General features: G+C 74.6%; 12 protein-coding genes, 1 tRNA gene, 1 pseudogene and 1 riboswitch. Of the genes and pseudogenes, 8 read left to right on the forward strand and 6 right to left on the reverse strand.

What is annotated here, in order from left to right; genetic code table 11:
- The first annotated feature begins 56 nt into the window (after positions 1 to 56).
- The 3 genes from OG899_RS14375 (at position 57) to OG899_RS14385 (ending at position 2,943) form a co-directional block, all read left to right on the forward strand.
- Positions 57 to 130 (forward strand) — tRNA-Met (locus OG899_RS14375).
- A gap of 555 nt (positions 131 to 685) precedes the next feature.
- Positions 686 to 842: riboswitch (cyclic di-AMP (ydaO/yuaA leader) on the forward strand.
- Positions 843 to 853: 11 nt separating this feature from the next.
- Positions 854 to 1,894: a M23 family metallopeptidase gene (locus OG899_RS14380; RefSeq protein ID WP_168132381.1), complete on the forward strand. Its 1,041-nt coding sequence runs from the start codon at positions 854 to 856 to the stop codon at positions 1,892 to 1,894.
- Between the two features lie 104 nt (positions 1,895 to 1,998).
- Positions 1,999 to 2,943, forward strand: coding sequence for an aldo/keto reductase (locus tag OG899_RS14385; protein ID WP_125499767.1), 945 nt, complete (start codon positions 1,999 to 2,001; stop codon positions 2,941 to 2,943).
- A 159-nt stretch (positions 2,944 to 3,102) separates the two neighbouring features.
- Here OG899_RS14385 and OG899_RS14390 read toward each other — a convergent pair whose 3' ends face one another.
- The 4 genes from OG899_RS14390 to OG899_RS14405 all read right to left on the reverse strand — a co-directional run bounded on the left by OG899_RS14390 (position 3,103) and on the right by OG899_RS14405 (position 8,685).
- Entirely contained in the window at positions 3,103 to 4,626 is a 1,524-nt protein-coding gene (locus OG899_RS14390) for a PrsW family intramembrane metalloprotease (protein ID WP_168132380.1), read from the reverse strand.
- Between the two features lie 47 nt (positions 4,627 to 4,673).
- On the reverse strand, positions 4,674 to 5,501 hold the full coding sequence (gene trmB / locus OG899_RS14395; RefSeq protein ID WP_373296107.1) for a tRNA (guanosine(46)-N7)-methyltransferase TrmB: 828 nt from the start codon (positions 5,499 to 5,501) through the stop codon (positions 4,674 to 4,676).
- Between the two features lie 244 nt (positions 5,502 to 5,745).
- The gene (gene lhgO / locus OG899_RS14400) at positions 5,746 to 6,960 is read right to left on the reverse strand and encodes an L-2-hydroxyglutarate oxidase (protein WP_373296106.1); all 1,215 of its coding nucleotides are present in this window, start codon (positions 6,958 to 6,960) and stop codon (positions 5,746 to 5,748) included.
- 300 nt (positions 6,961 to 7,260) lie between these two features.
- A complete protein-coding gene (locus OG899_RS14405; RefSeq protein WP_125499765.1) occupies positions 7,261 to 8,685 on the reverse strand; it encodes an MFS transporter in 1,425 nt (474 codons plus the stop codon).
- Between the two features lie 746 nt (positions 8,686 to 9,431).
- Between OG899_RS14405 and OG899_RS14410 the strand changes: the two genes are divergently transcribed.
- From OG899_RS14410 to OG899_RS14420, 3 genes and pseudogenes are all read left to right on the forward strand, one after another.
- Positions 9,432 to 11,519: an asparagine synthase-related protein gene (locus OG899_RS14410; RefSeq protein WP_189428443.1), complete on the forward strand. Its 2,088-nt coding sequence runs from the start codon at positions 9,432 to 9,434 to the stop codon at positions 11,517 to 11,519.
- Between the two features lie 406 nt (positions 11,520 to 11,925).
- Complete coding sequence (locus OG899_RS14415; protein ID WP_125499763.1) at positions 11,926 to 12,300, forward strand: hypothetical protein; 375 nt, start codon at positions 11,926 to 11,928, stop codon at positions 12,298 to 12,300.
- Between the two features lie 233 nt (positions 12,301 to 12,533).
- Positions 12,534 to 12,758: pseudogene (locus OG899_RS14420) on the forward strand (NUDIX domain-containing protein); the annotation flags it as partial.
- 228 nt (positions 12,759 to 12,986) lie between these two features.
- Here OG899_RS14420 and OG899_RS14425 read toward each other — a convergent pair.
- On the reverse strand, positions 12,987 to 15,017 hold the full coding sequence (locus OG899_RS14425) for a sigma-70 family RNA polymerase sigma factor (protein WP_406311050.1): 2,031 nt from the start codon (positions 15,015 to 15,017) through the stop codon (positions 12,987 to 12,989).
- A 186-nt stretch (positions 15,018 to 15,203) separates the two neighbouring features.
- On the reverse strand, positions 15,204 to 15,980 hold the full coding sequence (locus tag OG899_RS14430; RefSeq protein ID WP_125500690.1) for a TetR/AcrR family transcriptional regulator: 777 nt from the start codon (positions 15,978 to 15,980) through the stop codon (positions 15,204 to 15,206).
- Positions 15,981 to 16,377: 397 nt separating this feature from the next.
- On the opposite strand from OG899_RS14430, the gene OG899_RS14435 reads away from it, so the two are divergent.
- Both OG899_RS14435 and OG899_RS14440 read left to right on the forward strand, forming a co-directional pair.
- Entirely contained in the window at positions 16,378 to 17,754 is a 1,377-nt protein-coding gene (locus OG899_RS14435; RefSeq protein WP_168132378.1) for an NAD(P)/FAD-dependent oxidoreductase, read from the forward strand.
- Between the two features lie 241 nt (positions 17,755 to 17,995).
- Positions 17,996 to 19,669: a SpoIIE family protein phosphatase gene (locus tag OG899_RS14440; RefSeq protein ID WP_125500692.1), complete on the forward strand. Its 1,674-nt coding sequence runs from the start codon at positions 17,996 to 17,998 to the stop codon at positions 19,667 to 19,669.
- Positions 19,670 to 19,722: the final 53 nt, after the last annotated feature.

The raw sequence follows: 19,722 nt of genomic DNA on the forward strand, positions 1-19,722 counted from the left end.
CTCACCGGGGTGTGTGCGAGCACTGCCGCGCATGGCGTACACTGGATACACACCGACGCGGGGTGGAGCAGCTCGGTAGCTCGCTGGGCTCATAACCCAGAGGTCGCAGGTTCAAATCCTGTCCCCGCTACTGAAGGCTCAGGGCCGGAATCCCATCAGGGTTCCGGCCCTGAGTGTTGTTCGGCGGCCTGGGCGGCCGCGCTCGGACGGCCTCCGTGGCCGGTGCGATCGGTGCGGTCGACTGCCAGGGCGTCCGGCGCCGGCGGTACACGGTGCCGGTGCTCTGGGCGTGACGCTTGGTTCGCGGTGCCGGTGCTGTGGAGGTGACGCTTGGTTCGCGGTGCCGGTGCTGTGGAGGTGAGGCCCGGTCCGCGGGGCGGTGCGCGAGGCGTGGACGGCGAACCGGGGACGGTGGCCGGGTGGTGACGGTGTGTGGTCACACGGTCCCCGTCCGCATCACGACTGACGAACTGTCATATGACGTCGGCGTGGGACGGGGAGCTTTTTTCGGTCGTCGCTGGCCGGATTCCCGGGTCAACTCGCCCTGGTTTCGCCGGTGATGAGGCGTATGTCCTGGCCTGAAAAGCTGCAAGGAACCAGCCGTACGGGCTTGGAAACGGTGCCTCGCTTCTATTAACGTTCGATAACGCAGCGCGGTCGTCCCAGCCGTCACAAGAGGCGGCTCCGCGTGCGCACGCCGAATCCCGCAAGGGAACCGGGGAACCATCCATCAGGGGTGAATCGGGCCCGACTGCCCTGCTCTGCACGGCAGTTGACGCGCGTAGGAGACCTTCCTGCTCCGAACCCGTCAGCTAACCCGGTAGGCGAGACGGAAGGAAAGGAGTGCGCCTCCGTGGCGTCCAACCCGCCCGCTCCCGAAGCCCCGTTCCTGCCCAGCCCGCACACCGAGACCTTCGGCCACGACGCCGGTCGGTCCGACGAGGGCACCTGGACGGAGTGGAACCCCACCGAGGAGTCCGTCCGCCCGGTGCGCGGCCGGCACCGGGTCGTCAAGCAGCGCGGCGGCGGATTCGCCCGCAGTTCCACCGTGCTCGGCGTGGGTGTGATCGCCGCGGTCGGAGCGGGCGGCATGGCCAGCGCCAACCCGGGCAAGCCGCCGGTGTCCATCTCCCTGCCGGACCTGCCGTCCGTCGGTTCGCTGCTCGACACCTCCGCGCAGCACACCGACACCGAGCAGGGCTCCGCGACCGCGCTCAGCGACGTCACCCAGGTCACCGCCGAGACCGACGGGAACACCGACGCCGGCCGCACCGACGCCGGAGAGGCCCTGCGCAACCGGATCATCGCCCAGGCCGAGCAGCAGCGGGCCCAGGTCGAGATCAAGGCGCAGGAGGAGGCCGACGCCGCCGCCGACCGGCAGGCCGAGCAGGCCGCCGCCCAGGCGCAGAAGGAGGCCGCCGCCGCGAAGCAGAAGGCGGAGGAGGAGGCCAAGAAGAAGGCCGAGCAGGAGCGGCTGGCCCGGCTGGCCAAGCAGTACACGCTGCCGACCTCGTCGTACACCATCACCTCCACCTTCGGCGACGCCGGCTCGATGTGGTCCAGCGGCCACCACACCGGCCTGGACTTCGCCGCGCCCACCGGCACCCTGATCAAGGCGATCCACAGCGGCACCATCACCCAGGCGGGCTGGGCCGGGGCCTACGGCTACCGCACGGTCCTCACCCTGGACGACGGCACCGAGCTGTGGTTCTGCCACCAGTCGTCGATCACCGTGTCCGTCGGCCAGAAGGTGAACACCGGCGACGTCATCGGCCGGGTGGGCGCCACCGGCAATGTGACCGGTCCGCATCTGCACCTGGAGGTCCACCCGGACGGGCAGGCCGCCGGCATCGACCCGATGGCGTGGCTGCAGGGCAAGGGACTCCAGCCGTAGGCGTCGACCGGCCCCGCGCGGCACCGTGGGGCCGTTCGCGTGATCTTCGCCGATGGGCCCGGCGGAGGGCGAAATGACCGGTCCCGGCCGGCGTTGACGTGGGTATGAGTCCTGTGCGCACGCTCGGTCCGTCAAACCTCGAGGTCTTTCCGCTCTGCCTGGGCGGCAACGTCTTCGGCTGGACCGCCGACGAGAAGCAGTCCTTCGCCGTCCTGGACGCGTACACCGCCGCGGGCGGCAACTTCATCGACACCGCCGACTCGTACTCGGCCTGGGCGGAGGGCAACAAGGGCGGCGAGTCGGAGACGGTGATCGGCCGGTGGCTGGCGAAGCGGGGCAGCCGCTCCGACGTCGTCATCGCCACCAAGGTCAGCCAGCACCCGGAGTACCGGGGCCTGTCCGCGGCCACCATCAAGGCCGCGGCCGACGCCTCCCTGCGGCGGCTGGGCACCGACCACATCGACCTGTACTACACGCACTTCGATCAGCCCGAGGTGCCGGTCGAGGAGATCATCGGCGCGCTGGACGAGCTGGTGCGGGCGGGCAAGGTCCGGTACATCGCCGCCTCCAACATCTCCCCGGAGCGCCTGCGGGCCTCGCTGGAGTTCTCCGACCGGGAGGGGCTGGCCCGGTACGTGGCGCTCCAGCCGCACTACAACCTGGTCTCGCGCGACACCTACGAGGGCGAGCTGCGGGACGTCGCCCGGGGCTGGGGCCTGGCGGCCGTGCCGTACTGGGCGCTGGCCGCTGGATTCCTCACCGGCAAGTACCGGCCCGGTGTCACGGTCGACAGCGCGCGGGCGAGCGGTGCCGGGGCCCACCTGGAGACCGAGCGCGGGCGGAAGGTCCTCGCCGCGCTCGACGAGGTGGCCCGACGGCACGGCGCCGAGGTCGCCACGGTGGCGCTGGCGTGGCTCGCGGCGCAGCCGACGGTGGTCGCCCCGATCGCCTCGGCCCGGACGGTGGAGCAGCTTCCGGCGCTGCTCGCCATGGCGGACCTGCGGCTGACGGACGACGACCTGGCCGAGCTGAACCGCGCCTCGGCCTGAGCGGTCCGGGCGGGGCGGACGGCAGGCGGAACAGGCAGAACAGTCAGCCGGAGCAGACGGAGCAGGCAGAACAGTCAGCCGGAGCAGACGGAGCAGGGCCGGTACCCCGTCGGCGGGGTACCGGCCCTGACGCGTCTCGACGGCCTCGAGGGTGCGGCCTCAGGGCTGGTGCGGGGCCCATGGGTCGTGGCCGTGCCAGGGGCCGTAGGGGCCTGCCGGTCCGTGGGTTCCTGGTCCCTGAGGCCCCGGTCCGTGGGGTCCCGGGGCAGGGGAGGGCGCGGTCGGCCCCTGAGCTGCTGCGGTGGGCCCGCTGACGGGGGCCGCGGGGCCGGTGACGGGGAACGGATACGGCTGGACGGCCGGCGGGGTGTGCGGGTACCGCTGGGACTGGCCGTACACCCCGTACACCGGCCACGGGGGTGCGGCCACCGGCACCGGTGGTGCGGTCATGCGGGCGGCGTGGTCGAGGGCGGGCTGGGCCACCTCGCGCCGCCGCCACATCTCGTGCAGCAGCGCCTGCTCCCGTGCCACGAAGTCGGCCCCGGCCCGGCCCAGACGGCCCCGGCGGCGCAAGAACGCCAGCGAGGTCGCGTACGCCTCGTACTCGGCCACCGCCCGCGCCCCGGACCTGCCCAGGTGCCGTCCGGCGTAGTCGCGGGCCAGCCGTCGGGCCCGCAGGGAGCCCAGCGCGAAGGGTTCCGCGGGGGTGAGCCACCCGGCGGCGGCGTACCCGGGCAGCTCCTCGCGTACGGTGCGCAGCTCCCGCTGCCGGGACCAGATGACCAGCCAGGTCAGCAGCCCGAACGCGGGCACCATGAAGGCGACGTAGACGGCGAGGAAACCGAACCGGCCGAAGCTCGCCGAGCCGTTCCACAGGGCGTGCATGCCCATCGCGAGCAGCAGCCCAGCGGGCGGCAGCAGGTGGCGGCGGAGCTGCCGCTGCCGTCCGGTGGGGCCGCGGTCCCCGGTCAGGGCGGCCGCCATGCCGAAGCCGATGCCGGTCAGCACGGTGAACAGCGGGTGCGCGAACGGCGACATGATCACGCGGACGAAGAAGGTCGCCAGGGTCGCGGAGGCGATGCCCCGGTCGCCGGTGAGCTGGTCGGTGCCGAACGCGTTGCCCAGGTAGAGGATGTTCTCGGTGAACGCGAAGCCGGTCGCGGTCACGCCCGCGATCACCACGCCGTCGACGATGCCGGTGAAGTCGCGTCTGCGGAACAGGAAGATCAGCAGGACGGCGGCGGCTTTCGCGGACTCCTCCACCACGGGCGCGATCACGGTGGCGCCGAGGGTGTCGGCGCCCGACGGGTCGGCGGTGGCCGTCGCGATCCACCGGGTGGCGAAACTGTTGGCGACGATCGCGATGAGCGCCGCCGCGCAGGCGCCCCAGGCGAAGGCGAACACCATGTTCCGCCAGGGGCCGGGGTCGACCCGGTCCAGCCAGCGGAAGGCCGCGGTCAGCAGGGGAACGGGCAGCACGGCCAGCCCCAGCCCCACCAGGAATCCCTCGGTGCCGGTCTGGCGCCGCACCAGGGCGAGGATCACCAGCCCGGACAGGGCGAGCAGGGCGGCGAGGGCGCCGTAGCGCACCCGGCGCCGCATCCACCAGTGCCGGTGTCCTGGCCGGCCGCCGTGGGGCACAGGGCCGTCGGGATGGGTCGGATATGGGGGACTGATGGCCACGTCATGACCCTAACGAGGGAACGCTCCGCCCGCGACGGAGTTGCCGTTCACCCCCGGCCGGCGTCCGTGTCCCGGTGCGGGATGCGACGGAACAGCAGGTCACGCACCACGTGGCCCTTCTGGAGGCCCTGGCTTTCGAAACGGGTGAGCGGCCGGAACGCGGGGCGGGGGGCGAAGCCGCCCTCGGGCACCGTGTTCTCGTAGTCGGGGTGCGCGGTCAGCACGTCGAGCATCTGCTCGGCGTACGGCTCCCAGTCGGTCGCGCAGTGCAGCACCGCGCCCGGCTTGAGCCGGGTGGCGGCCAGCGTCAGGAACTCCGGCTGGATCAGCCGCCGCTTGTGGTGCCGCTTCTTCGGCCAGGGGTCGGGGAAGTAGACGCGCAGCCCGTCGAGGGAGTCGGGGGTGAGCATCTCGCGCAGCAGGATGATCGCGTCGCCGTTGCCGACCCGGATGTTGGTCAGTCCGTTGCGGTCGGCGAGGTTCAGCAGATTGCCCTGGCCGGGGGTGTGCACGTCGACGGCGAGGATGTTGGTGTCCGGGTCGTCGGCGGCCATCTGCGCGGTGGCCTCGCCCATGCCGAACCCGATCTCCAGCACCACGGGGCGGGTGTTGCCGAACAGCTCGGCGAGGTCGAGCACCCGCTGTCCGTCGATGTCGAGTCCCCAGACGGGCCACAGCCGCCGCAGGGCGTCGGCCTGACCGGCGGTGACCCGGCTGCGGCGCGGCTGGAAGCTGCGGATCCGCCGCTCGAAGTGCGATCCGGCCGGGTCGGCCTGGGGACCGCCCGGGAACCGCGGCTCGCCCTTGGCGCGGCCACGGGGCACGGACGTCCCGGCGGAGGCGGCACCGGAGACTTCGGAGACGTGGGATTGCACAGATTCAGACACGGTGACACCGATTGTACGGTCCACCGGGCCGCACCCGGCCTGGTCGGTCCGGTCATGGGTCCGGGACCGGCCTGGTCGTTCCTCGGTCCGGTCATGGGCCCGGGACCGGCCTGGTCGTTCCGCCGCCGGGTGCGAACCGGTCTGCTTGTTCCGTCCGGCGGGCCCGGACCTGCCGCTTCGTTCCGTCCACGGGACCGGGACCGGACGGCCGGGCAGCCGGGCGGTGTCCGGATCACCGCACCTGCTCCAGCACCTCCAGCGCCCTGCGGGCCACCTCCCTGCCGATCGGCAGCGCGGCGGTGGCGGCCGGCGAGGGTGCGTTGAGCACATGCACCGTCCGGACGCCCTGCCGGATGAGGAAGTCGTCCACCAGCGTGCCGTCCCGCAGCACCGCCTGGGCGCGCACACCGGCCGGCGCGGGCACCAGATCCTCCTCTCGCACCCCGGGCAGCAGTCGCCGCACCGCCGAGGTGAACGCCGCCTTGGACACCGACCGTCGCAGCTCCCCGGCCCCGTGGCGCCAGTGCCGGCGGGCGAGGTGCCGGCTGCCGGGCCAGCCGAGCGTGGACGCCAGCTCCCGGGGCCGCACCACCGACCAGGCGTAGCCCTCCCGGGCCAGCGCCGGTACCGCATTGGGTCCGATGTGGACGCTGCCGTCGATGCCCCGGGTCAGATGCACCCCGAGGAACGGGAACGCCGGATCCGGCACCGGGTACACCAGTCCGCGCACCAGCTCGGGGCGCGCGAGCGTGTAGTACTCCCCGCGGAACGGCACGATCCGCACGTCCGGGTCGTCGCCGGCCAGCCGGGCCACCTCGTCGCAGTGCAGCCCCGCGCAGTTCACCAGCACGCGGGCGCGCAGCACGTCGCCGGCGGCCGTGCGCACCGCCACCCCCAGATCGGGCCGCCGGTCCACCTGGACCACCCGGGCCCCGCAGCGGATCTGCGCGCCCGAGGCCTCGGCCAGCTGCCGGGCCACTGCCGTGTAGTCGCAGATGCCCGTGGTGCCCACATGGATCGCGGCGACTCCGCGCACCTCGGGCTCGTACTCGGTGATCTGGGCGGGGCCCAGTTCGCGCACCGGGATGCCGTTCTCCCGGCCGCGCTGCACCAGGGCGTGCAGGCGGGGCAGCTCCTCCCGGTCGGTGGCGACGATCAGTTTGCCGGTGACGGCGTGGGCGATGCCGTACTCCGCGCAGAACTTGACCATCTCGGCGGCGCCGCGCACCGCGTAGCGGGCCTTGAGGGAGCCGGGGCGGTAGTAGATCCCGCTGTGGATCACCCCGCTGTTGCGTCCCGTCTGGTGCCGGGCCAGGTCCGGCTCCTTCTCCAGCACGATCACGCGTGTGCCCGGCGCGGCGCGGGTGATCGCCCAGGCCGTCGACAGGCCGACGATCCCGCCACCGACCACCAGCACGTCACCGTCATGAGCGATCCTGTCCCGCACCCGCCGCACCTCCCGGATCCGATCGTGCACTGCGCCACTGACAATGCCGGGAAGAACGGCAGAACGCAGCCCGTCCGGCAGCCCGGCGAGCGCCTTCGCGCACGAGCGAGGCGAAACGGGCGAGGCGAAACGAGCGAAGCGAAACGGGCGAGGCGAAACGGGCGAGCGGGGCCCCGAATGCAGGTGCGCCGGACGCGGGGCCCCGAATGCAGGTGCGCCGGACGCGGGTGCGCCGGACGCGGGTGCGCCGAATGCAGGTGCGCCGGACGCGCGGGGGCCGGAGCCGGGACCGTGCGGGGCTCAGGCGGGCGCCGTCAGCAGAGGCCGGGCGCGCTCGCGCAGCTCCGCCACGCACGGTTCGTCGCCGTAGGGCTCCAGGCGGTGCAGCAGGTCCTTGACGTACTCCGTGGTGCGCGCCGAGGAGATGCGTCCGGCGACCTCCACGGCCCGTTGGCCCTGCTCGCAGGCGGTGTCCAGGTTGCCCGACTCCAGTTCGGCCACCGCGGAGACGACCAGGCGCAGGCCGTGCGAGCGGACGTACTCCTCGGTCGGCTGGGACAGGGCCTGCTCCGTGAAGCGGCGGACCTGCCGGGGCGCCTTGAGGTCGCGGTAGCACTCGGCGGCGTCGGCGGCGAACCGGTCGTAGCCGTAGAAGCCGAGCCAGGAGGGGTCGTTGTCGCCGTCCCGGCTGCGCTCCAGCCAGCTCTCCGCGGCTTTCAGGGCGGCGCCGGCGGCCTGGGCGTCGCCCGCGCGGGCGTGGGCGCGGGCCTCGACGAGGTGGAAGAAGCTCATGGTGCGTGCCGTGGCCAGGCCGCGGTTGCGTTCCAGGGCGGCCTGCGCCAGGTCGACGCCTTCGTCGCCGAAGCCGCGGTAGGTGGCCTGCAGGGACATCGACGCGAGCACGTAGCCGCCCAGAGGGACGTCGGCCGCGGCCCGGGCCAGCCGCAGCGCCTGGATGTAGTAGCGCTGGGCGGCTTCCTGCTGGCCGGTGTCGAAGGCCATCCAGCCGGCGAGGCGGGTCAGTTCCGCGCTCGCCCCGAACAGGGCCCGGCCCACCTCGTCGGAGTACGAGCCGAGCAGCAGCGGCGTCGCCTCCACCCGTAAGCACTCGGGCACCATGGACGAACGCCAGTCGCCGCCGCCGTACTTGGAGTCCCAGCGCCGGGCGTCCTCGGCGGCCTCCCGGAGTTTCTGCACATCGCTGTGGCCGACCTTGACCGGTGCGCCGGAACCCTCCGTCGCGGGGGCCTCGCGCGCCACCGAGCTGTCGGCCGGGGATATCAGCCACCGGGAGGCGGGGGTGGCGTAGGCGCTGACCGCGAACGACCCGGCGAGCGACTGCCAGATGCTGCCGGACCCGGCCCGTCGGCCGGCCAGGTCGAGCCGGTACAGCTCGGTCGCCGACTTCACCGCCTGACTGACGTCCCGGGGGAAGGAGAGCCCCACCTCGGGCGCGGGATCCGCCTCGGCCAGGCCGATCTCGTGGAGCGGCACCGGACGGCCGAGCTTCTGCCCGATGGCGGCGGCGATGAGGTGCGGCGCGGCGCCCTGCGGCACCATGCCCTTCGACACCCAGCGCGCCACCGAGGTCTTGTCGTAGCGAAGAGTCAGCCCGCGTTGGGCGCCGAGGTCGTTGACGCGTCGCGCGAGCCCTGCGTTGCTGATCCCCGCGAGGGCGAGAACGGCGCCGAGTTTCTCGTTCGGCCCGCGTTGCTCCCTGGACATGCGCCACCCCTCGAACAGACGGCTGCCGCTTGGCATAACCCCGCGGCATTCGTAAACCCAGCGTAGTTCGCCGCATCCCAAGCGTTAAGGGGCATTCTGTCGGATGGCGGGAATGTGGCCCGCGCCGCCGGCGGGGGTCCTCACGCACCGTCGTCGTGTGCTCCCGCTGTGTGGCCGTGCGCCCGTGTGTGCGCTCTCCTCCGGCCGGCCGGGGGGCGGTTCCATGGTGGTGCGTGGGTCGGCCCGCTGTACTGGAGCCAGTGGGCTGGGGGACACCGCCGCTTCGATCCCCGCGGGCGGCGGAACGGTCCGGGAGGCGTCCTCCGTCTCCCGGACCGCGCGCCGGTCGTGCATGGTGCGCGGCATGCACGGAGCGTGCTCGCGCCTGCGGTATGTTCTCCCTATTTGGCTGAAAATCGATTCAGCTTCTCGCCATCAACTCCCTTTGTCACCACGGCACTTGGGTGTGCGCGGGGTGCCGGGCCGGGCGCATCAGGGGCGCATTCAGGTCGACGGGCACATGCCGGGCGGACGCGCGGCCGACGCGTGCCGGATCGCCGGCGCCATGCGTCCGCGTCGTCATCTCCCGTGTCAGACACAGTGGTTCGCCGCAGCAGACGGGTGCACGGGGGGCGCACCAGGTGCCATGACGGTCGCTGCGCCTGCCCGCCCGTGCGCCCTCTTCGTGGCAGCATGGGACCCGGTTCGTACCGTGCACTGGATGTCCACAGGCCGTGGAGGCGTCGATGCGGTGGTTGGTGGGGTGGAGCAGCGCCGCCGCGAGAACGGGCGGCCTCGGCTTCGCGGGCGCCGCCGGCGACGACGGGGAGACCCTGTCTCCCGTGGGGTCCCAGCTGCTGTGGGGCGACCCCGATCCGCTGTGGGCGGTCGGCGACTGGCGTCCGGACGAGATCCGGCTGGTGGAGGCCGACGCGCAGACCAGGATCGCCGTGCTCGGCATCTGCGGCGCCACCGACGAACAGCTGCGGGTCGGCCTGCTCGCCGCGCGCGGGGGCGCACTGCGTCATCTGACCGCCTGGCCGGGCAGCTACACGGCCGTCGTCCAGGTCGGCCGCCGCATCACCGTCTGCGGCGACCTCGCCGGAGTCCGCCCCGTCTTCCACACCCCGTGGGCCGGCGGCACGGCGTACGCCACGGCCGCGCTGCCGCTGGCCGACCTCGTCGAGGCCGACCTCGACATCGCCCACCTCGCCGCCCTGCTGGCCGCCCCGGACGTGCCCGCCGCGCTGCAGGACTCCACGCCCTACGCCGGGGTGCGGCGCGTCCCGCCGGGACACGCCCTGATCCTGCGCACCGGTGCCGCCGAGATCGCCGGGTACGAACCGGTGGCCTCGCTCGCCGTGGCGGCGCCACCGGCCGACCCGCGCAGCGCCGTGGACGCCGTGAGGGACGCCCTGGTCGAGGCCGTCCGGGTCCGGCTGACGGCACCCCGCCACGTGCCCGCGGTCGATCCCGGGCCGGTGCCCGGGATGGGCCCCGCCGACCGCCGTGCCGCCCGCGGCATGCCGGTGCCGGGCGTGGGCGCGGACCTGTCCGGGGGACCGGCCTCGGCGACGCTCGCGCTGCTCGCCGCCGGCCTGCCCGGCAACCCCGGCACCCTGCACGGCCACGGCACCGGCGCCGGGGAACGCCTGCTGGCCGTCACCTTCAACGACCTCGTCACCGGCGGCGGCGAGGCGGAACTGGAGCGGGCCGGCGCGATCGCGGCCAACCCGCGCCTGCACCACGTGGTCGTCACCGGCGGCGAGGACGTCCTGCCGTACGCCGTCCTGGACGGCCCGCTCACCGACGAGCCCGGCCCCGCACTGGTCACCGCGGCACGGCACCGTGCCCGCCTGGCCGCGGGCAGCGCCGACCACTTCACCGGGCACGGCGCCCGCCAGGTGCTCGACGCCCACCCCGCGCGCCTGGCCGACCTGCTGATGGACCGCAAACGACGCCATCTCGTCCGGCCCGTCGCCGCCCTGGCCAAGGCCGACGGCTCGGTGACGGTCCCCGCCCGTGTCTACGCCGCGGCACGCCGGCTGGCCCGCACCCCGTACCGGGCGGGCATCGACCTGCTCGCTCAACGGCTGCTGCACCGCCACCTCGACGAGCCCGCGGGCGCAGCGGGCGCCTCGCTCGCCGCCCTGTCCTGGGCCGGACCCGGGCCCGCCGCACGCTGGCTGACAGGCGAGGCCCTGGCTGAAGTATCGGTTCGCCTGCAGAGTGCGACGGGCCGTTCCACGTTCGGCCCGGGCCAGCGCCCGGGCGATCACCGCGCGCGGGCCGCACTGGCCCGGCACGCCGCCGACCTGCGGGTCCTGGAGCAGGCGGCGGAGATCCGCTCCCAGCGGCTGCACGCCCCGTTCCTCGACAACCAGGTCGTGCGCGCCTGCCGTGCCCTGCCGGAGGCACTGCGGGTGAGGCCCGGAGCGCGCGCGGCCGTGCTGCGCACCGTCCTGGAAGGCGCCGGAGTGGGCGAACTGCCCCCCGGCTGGGGCACCCCCTCCCCCGCGGAGGCGTCCGCCGCCGCCCGCGCCGGGCTGCGCAGAGCGGCCGACGACCTCATCTCCTTGTTCGCCGCCCCTTTGCTCGCCGACGCCGGGCTGATCGAGGCGCGCGTGGTCCGCAAGGCCGTGCGGGCCGCGGCCCAGGGCGCGCCGCTGCCGCTGGACGGCCTGGCCCACCTGGTCTCCATGGAACTGTGGCTGCGGCGGCTGCTGACCCGCCGCGGCACCTGCTGGACCGGCACCCCGGGCCGGGCGCGTGCCGTACCCGCCGGCATCACACCCCAGCGGGGGCTGCTCGCCTCCGGTGGGCGCGCCTCGTAGCGGGGGATCGTCACAGCCGGGGCACGTGGTCCTCGGGGCCGTCGTGGCGGGGGCGTGCGGTGGACGGCCGTCGTGGCGGGGCGCGTGGTGGACGGCCGTCGCAGCAGGGGCGCGTGCTGGCCGGGGAGCGTCGTGAGCGTCGTAGCGGGTGGGCGTCGTGGCCGGGGTGCGGCGGCCGAGGGGACAGCGGGTGCCCCGGCGGCCTCTCCCGGCGGCAATGTCCCGATGCGGTACACGATCCTGGGCGTCACCCAGGCGGAGGACGACCAGGGCACAGCTCTACCCGTGGGCGGCCCCCGCGCGCCGGCTCTGGGCGCGGGCCTGCTCCCAGTGGGCGCGCGCCCCGGCCAGGTCCCCCTCGCACTCCACCACCGCAGTTCGAGGCGGGGCTGCGGGGGCTGGGTGCGTGCATCACGGCCGGCGAGTCGGGACCCCAGCGGGGCTGCCCCTGCTGGCGGACGCCCTGCGCCTGGCCGTCGAGCAGCGGTGCTCGCGGATCGTCACGGCGGCGCTCGCGGAGATGGCCGCGCAGATGCTGGCCGACCTGGGGGACGTGCCCCGTGCGCTGCGGCTGCTCGCGGCCGCCGGTAAATGGCGGGACGGTTCGCCGCGCAGCGTGCCCGAACGGGCGCGGGCGCAGCGGATCGAGGCCGCCGCCCGCGCGGCCCTCACCCCCGAGCAGCGCACCGCCGAGCACGACCGGGGCGCCGCTCTCACCCCGGACGAGGTGCTGTCCGAACTGGACGGGGCCCGGCGGGCCTGCGCACCCGCCGGCCGCTGAACCGCGACGCGCATCCCCACGGCCGTCGACCGACCGGGAGGACGTTCCTTCATGTCCGACTCCATCGGCTGGACACGGTCCCGAGCCGGAACGTCCCCTCTCCAGCTCGACTTCGCCGCCGCGTGCGTGGTGACCGAGGGAGGCGTTCTGCTGCGGCGGCGCGGGGACGACGGCGCGTGGGGTTTCCCGCGCGGTGCGATCGAACCGGGCGAGTGCCGGCGGCCGAGGCGTCGGTGCGGGAGACGGAGGAGGAGACCGGACTGCGGGTGCGCCTGGACGCGCTGCTCGGCGTGTACACCAAGGGCGGGCACCGCTGCCCCGATGGTGACGCGGTGCAGCCGATCACCGTGTTCTTCCGCTGCTCGGTCGCCGGCGGGCAGCCGGGCGGACGGGACGCGGAGACCCTTCAGCTGCGACAGGACGCGGAAACCCTTCAGCTGCGGTACTTCCCGCCGGCGCAGAGGCCGCTGCTGACCGACCGCCAGCACCAGGAGGCGTGGTCCGACCTGCGCGACGGCCGGACCGGCGTCGTCCGTGCAGCTCCCGTCCGGGCGCCGGTGTCCGGACGCCGATGCCCGGACACCGTTGTCCGGATGCCAGGGATCGGACGGCAGCGTCAGGGAGCCCGTGCCCGGAGGGCAGGGGCTGGATGGCGGAGTCAGGAAGCCGGCGTCGGGACGGTCGTGTCAGCGGCAGACGAATCGCGCCTGCGCCCAGTCCGCGAGGGCCAGGCGGCCGAGGGGGCGGTGCGCCTCGACGACCAGTCGTACGGTGCGGTGGCCGGTGAGGTCCACCCGGACCGGCAGGGCGGGGCCGCCGGGTTCCGGTGTTCCGGTCCACAGCCGGACGCCGTCGGCGTACACGGAGAAGGTGAACCCGCCGTGGCCCAGAGCCGCGGTCAGATCGTCCCCGCCGACTCGTGCCCGGTAGGCCGAGCACGGGCGGTTGAGGTCCACGGTCACCGTGGACCGGCCGTGGACGGTCACCCCGTGCCGGTAGCGCGTGCGGCCGATCCACTGGCTGTGCCGTCGCCAGATCCACCCGCTGTCCCGCAGACGGATCGCGGGCGCGGTGCCGTCCGAGGTGACGTCGTAGTGCAGCCGGTTCAGCGCGAAGACCGTCGGCGCGGGTGGGGGCGTGGGCGCGGGGGTCGGCACCGGGGTGGGCGTCGCGGTCGGCATGGGGGTGGGGACGGGTGTGGGTGGCGAGGTGCGTGTGGGGGATGGGGTGGGCGCGGGTGTGGGTGCTGAGGTGCGTGTGGGGGATGGAGTGGGCGCGGGTGTGGGTGCCGAGGTGCGTGTGGGGGACGGCGACGGAGTGAGTGTGCGGGCGGGGGTCGGGTCCGGGCGCCCTGCGGCGGGGACGGTGGGCTGCTTCGGGGCGGGGCGGGACGTCGGCTCAAGCGGGGCGGGGGCCGGCGCCGGAGGAGTCACGGGCGCGGGCGGGGTCGCGGGGGACGGTGCCTGCGGCGGCACGGGGGAGACGGAGGCCGGCGCCTGCGGTGCCGCCCGGTGCTGCGCGGCCGGGGTCTGGTGGCCGACCAGGGCGAAGGCGGCGGCTGCGGTGGCCACGGCGACGACACCGGCCGCGATGCCGGCCTTCACCGCGGTGCCCAGCCCCTCGGAGGACGCGCCGCCGGCCGGTGAACCGCCCCCGGCGGATGCACCGTTGCCGGCCACGGCCGTCCCGGCGGCCCCCGCCGCGCCCGCGGCACCGGCGCCGCCCGCGACGACGCCGAGCGCCTTGGCATACCCGGCCGCGCCGAACCAGCCGATGACGGCGACGGGAACGACGGCGGGGATGCCGCCGGCCACCTCCTCGATCTGCACGGCCGCGAGCCGGCACCGGGCGCACTCCGCCAGGTGCTTGCGCAGGCCCCGCTCGGCGCGGCTGCGCAGCTTGCCCCGGGCCCAGCCGCCGAGCTGGTCGGCGTACCGGGCGCACTCCGCGTCGTCGGTCAGCGCGGCGCTGACATGAGCCTGCAGGTAGGCCTGTTTCAGGCCCTCGCGGGCCCGGCTGGCCAGGACCCGGGTGCCGTTGGCGTCCAGTCCGAACAGGCGGGCGATCTGGCTGGGCGGCTCGTCCTCCACCTCGGTGTGCCACAGCACGGCCTGCCACCGCTCGGGCAGCGAGCGGAAGGCCCGCATGGCCAGGGACCGTTCCGCCTCCCGCATCGCCCGCACCTCGGCGCCCAGGTCCAGGGCCTCGTCGTCGGAGGCCTCCAGCAGGCGGGCGGCCTGGGCGGCGAACACCGCGAAGTCGTCCACCAGGTGCTCGCGGCGGGTCGTCCTGGTCCAGTGCGCGGCGACCCGGCGGACGGTGGTGAGCAGATAGGCGCGGACCGCGTGCTCGGGGCCGGCACCGCCGCGGACCGCCTGCAGCATGCGGGCGAACACCTCGGCGGTCAGGTCGTCGGCGGTGTCGGCGTCACGGCAGCAGGTCCGCGCATACCGGCGCACGGCCTGAGCATGGCGCCGGTACAGCTCCTCGTACGCCGTGTCGTCGCCCCCGCGCACCCGGGTGATCAGCTCGGCGTCGGACGGCGGCCGGGAGCCGGCGGACGGCGCCGGCCCGGTCTTCTGCGCGGGTACGGCACCGGCCGGCCTGCGCCGCGCGCGGCTGCCGGGTCCGCCCTGGCGCGGCACCTGCGGGCGGCGCGTGCCGCCCGCATCGGCCTCGCCGTCGTCGTGAGGCTCGTCCTGCCTCCCCGCGCTCATCGCCGATAGCCCCCGCCGCACGCCGAGCCCGTCCCTGTCACCGGGTCAGCGTGCCACAGCGGCAGCAGCCGGACGGCGGGCAGCGGTGCTTCGCCATCCATCCGTGCTGCTCTTCCGCGAGGAGAACAACGGAAGTTCACCCGAACGGGTGATGCGGTGGGGGTGTGCCGGAGCGCACGCCCCCGTTCACGCGGGACGGGACCGCAACCCCTCCAGCAGGATGTCCAGCAGCCGTGCCGAGGCCGCCGCCTGCTGGGCCGCGTCCGGCAGCGAGGGCGCCGCCGTGGCGATCACCAGCAGCACGTCCGACACCGTCACGTCCGGCCGCAGCTCGCCCGCGTCCCGCGCCCGCTGCACGAGCCGGCCCACGACCTCCAGCAGCGCCGCCACCCCGGCCTCGTCCTGCTCCCGGTCCGCACCGGCCACGGAAGCACCCGCACCCCGCACGGACCGCGACCGTCCGGCCTCCGGCTGCGTCCGCTGCGCGGGCACCCGTGCCTCGCCCTCCGCGGCCGCCTCCTCCGCGACACCGACCCGCAGCACCTGCGGCGGCAGCAGCCGGCCGGCGCCGGAGGCCACCGAGGTGCGCAGGAAGCGGGACAGCGCCTGCCACGGTTCTTCCTCCTGGCCCAGTGCGGCCCGCGCCTGCTCGGTCAGCCGCGCGGTCTCCTCCTGAGCTATGCGCCGCACCAGGACGTCCTTGCTCGGAAAACGCCGGTACACCGTGCCGACGCCGACCCGCGCGCGCCGCGCCACGTCCTCCATCGGCGCGCCGTAGCCCAGCTCGCCGAAGACCTCGCGCGCCGCGCGCAGCACATGCTCCAGATTGCGCTGCGCGTCCACCCGCAGCGGCGCCGTCCGCGCCGGTGCCGGCCCGCGCCCGCCACCCCCTGTCACGCCCCTTCCCCCGCCGTCGGCCGCGACGGCGGACGTGCCCGACCAACGAGTCTCCTGAATGTGCATGAGTGATCCCCCGGTCATCACGTCTCCCCCCGGAGACTTCCCCGCCTGTGCGCAACGCGGGTGCACGGAAACGGAGAACGCACGCTCGGCCGAGCCGTTGTCCGGATCCGGCGGGACCCCTCCGACGCCCGGCCACCTCCTCCACACCCCGTCGCCAGACGAACATAGTTGAGAGCGTGTCAATTAAGAAGAGGCCCGTTCCGGGCGGAGCGCCGCCCGATCGGAGGACGTCCCTCCGGTGCGGTCACCGCCTCCCTGTCTCCACCCCCGAACACCCCCGCTGACCTGCGCACAAGTCGCTTTCCACAGCCGCGCGGACCGCATCGGCCCCGCACGGCCGCCGGTCATACGAATTGCGGGGCCTGTGGACAAACGACAGTCACGGGTGCGTCATGGGATGGTGAAGGAACGCGCGCGCATTCTCGTTGTCGGCGGCGGCTACGTCGGGATGTACACGGCTCTGCGCCTGCAGCACCGGATGAGACCGGAGATCGCCCGGGGCGAAGTGGAGATCACGGTCGTCACCCCCGACCCCTATATGACGTACCAGCCGTTCCTGCCGGAGGCGGCCGCCGGTGCGATCTCGCCGCGCCACGTCGTCGTACCGCTGCGCCGGGTCCTGGACCGCTGCCGCGTGATCACCGGCGAGGTGACCCGCATCGAGCACGCGCGGCGCACCGCCCACCTCACCACCCCCGCCACCCGTGAGAAGGGCGGCGCGGAGACGCTGACGTACGACGAACTCGTCCTCGCGCCCGGATCCGTCTCCCGCACCCTGCCCGTCCCGGGCCTCGTCGACTACGGCATCGGCTTCAAGACCGTCGAGGAGGCCATCGGGCTGCGCAACCACGTCATCGAGCAGATGGACATCGCCTCCTCCACCCGCGACCCGGCGATCCGCGACGCCGCCCTCACCTTCGTCTTCGTCGGCGGCGGCTACGCCGGCGTGGAGGCCCTGGCCGAGCTGGAGGACATGGCCCGCTACGCCGCGCGCTCCTACCACAACCTCACCCCCGAGGACATGAAGTGGATCCTCGTGGAGGCCTCCGACCGCATCCTGCCCGAGGTCGGCGAGGAGATGGGCCGCTACGCCCTCACCCAGCTGCGCCGCCGCAACATCCAGGTCCTGCTGCGCACCCGCCTCACGTCGTGCGCCGACCGCGTCGCCGTCCTCAGCGACGGTCAGCGCCTGCCGACCCGCACCCTCGTGTGGACCGCGGGCGTGCGGCCGCACCCCCTGCTCGCCGCCACCGACCTGCCGCGCGACGACCGAGGCCGCCTCAAGTGCACCGCCCAGCTGGCCGTCGAGGGGGTGGAGCACGCCTGGTCGGCCGGGGACGCCGCCGCGGTCCCCGACGTCACCGCGGCCGGGCCCGGAGCACTCACCGCCCCCACCGCCCAGCACGCCGTCCGCCAGGCCAAGGTGCTCGCCGACAACATCGCCCACGCCCTGCGCGGCCGGCCGCTGCGGACCTACGCCCACCGGTACGCCGGCTCGGTCGCCTCCCTCGGCCTGCACAAGGGCGTCGCCCAGATCCGCGGGCACCGGCTCAGCGGCTACCCGGCCTGGTTCCTGCACCGTGCCTACCACCTCAGCCGGGTGCCCACCGTCAACCGCAAGGTCCGGGTGCTCGCCGAATGGACCCTCGCCGGCCTGTTCAGACGGGAGATCGTCTCCCTCGGATCACTGGAACACCCACGGGCGGAATTCGAACTCGCGGTCAGGGGAAAGCATCCTCTCGACCCGCGCATCAACCCGAAAGGGTCGTCCTGAGCGGACCCAGGAACTCCGCCGTACGGCCCGGCGTCCGACGGTTGTCGGCGGCGCGCGGCCGCGCTGCCAGACTGGTCGACGACCACCGGGCGGCCGGCCGTCCGCCCCGGCCGCCGACGACCACCCCCCGCTGTGCCGCACCCCCACGGGGCAGCGACCCCGCGCGGTCACCGCCGCATGTCCCCCCACCCCCCGACCGGGCCCGGAGCCGGCCCGGACGACAGACACGAGGCAAGGATTCGTGAACTTCACGCGCTGGAGCGCCCGGCTCCCCGCACTCCCCGGCACCCACCGCCGCGCCGCGGCACGGACCGCGCTGGCCACCACGCCGGAACACCGGTCCGACGGATCCGTCCCCGCCGCCCGCGCCGAACAACCGACCGGGCGGACGACGACGCTCGCCGTGGACGACCTCCCCACCCGCCACGTCCTCGACCGCGTCCCCGCGCTCGTCGCCCTCGTCCACGGACCCGACCACCGCATCGCCTACGTCAACGCCGCCTACACCTCCGCGTTCGGCTGCCGCCCCCTGGGCGAACCCGCCCGCGACGCCCTGCCCGAACTGCGCGACCTGGGCCTGCTCCCGCTGCTCGACCAGGTCCTGCGCAGCGGCAAGTCCCGCACCCTGAAGTCCCGCAAGGCCCCCGACGGCCGCTCCTACACCTTCACCTGCACCCCCGTCACCGACTCCGGCTCCGCGAACGGACCCCTCACCGAGCCCGGTGTGCTGGTCTTCGCCACCGACGTCACCGACCACGCCGAGGCCGCCGAACGCCTGCGCGCCGGCGAACGCAGCCAGCGCGAGACCGCCGTCACCCTCCAGCGCTCCCTGCTGCCGCAGGTCCTGGAACAGCCCGACGACCTGCGCGTCGCCGCCACCTACCAGCCCGGCGGCACCGAAACCGCCGTCGGCGGCGACTGGTACGACGTCATCACCCTCGGCGGCGGCCGCACCGCCCTCGTCATCGGCGACGTCATGGGCCGCGGAGTGCGCGCCGCCGCCGTCATGGGCCAGCTGCGCACCGCCGTCCGCGCCTACGCCCGCATGGACCTGCCCCCGCACGAGGTCCTCCAGCTGCTCGACGGACTCGCCGCCGAGATCGACGCCAACCAGATCGCCACCTGCGTCTACGCCGTCCACGACCCCAACGAGGGCCGGCTGGTGTACGCCTCCGCCGGCCATCTGCCGATCCTCGTCCGCGACGAGAACGGCACCGTGGTCCGTGCCGACGAGCCCACCGGACCCCCGCTGGGCACCGGCGGCTGGATGCACTCCTCCGGCTCCGTCCCGCTCGCCCCCGGCGCCACCGCCGTGCTCTACACCGACGGACTGGTCGAACGCCGCGACGAGGACATCGACGAGGGCATCTCCGCCCTGGAACGCGCCCTGGCCGGTGCCACCGGCACCCCGCAGGTCGTCTGCGACCGCCTGGTCCGCTCGGCCGGTCTGCAAGCCGGCCACGACGACGACGTCGCCGTCCTCGTCCTGCAGCATCCCGCCCGCACCGGCCCGGAGAGCGAGCTGTTCCGCAACGCCACGCTCGAACTGCTCGGCGGGGTCGAGGCCGCACCCCGCGCCCGCGCCTTCGCCTCCGGGGTCCTCACCAGCTGGCGTTTCCCGCCCGACCTGCACGACGCCGGTGTCCTCGCGGCCAGCGAACTGGTCGCCAACTCCCTCCAGCACGGCACGCCTCCGATGCGGCTGCGGCTGCGCCGCACCGACCGCCGCCTCATCGTCGAGGTCACCGACGGCGACGACCATCTGCCCCGGCGCCGCCAGGCCCAGCCCGCCGACGAGTCCGGCCGCGGCATCGCGATCGTGGCGACCATCGCCTCCCACTGGGGCGCCCGCCGCACCCCGGGCGGCGGCAAGGCGGTCTGGTGCGAGTTCCTGCTGCCGACGGCACGCCCCTAGGCCGCGTCCGGGGCTGCCGGCCACACGCAAGGGCGGCCGCCACCCACCGGTGA

It is taken from the genome of Streptomyces thermoviolaceus, from assembly GCF_045209695.1.
GTDB lineage: Bacteria > Actinomycetota > Actinomycetes > Streptomycetales > Streptomycetaceae > Streptomyces > Streptomyces thermoviolaceus.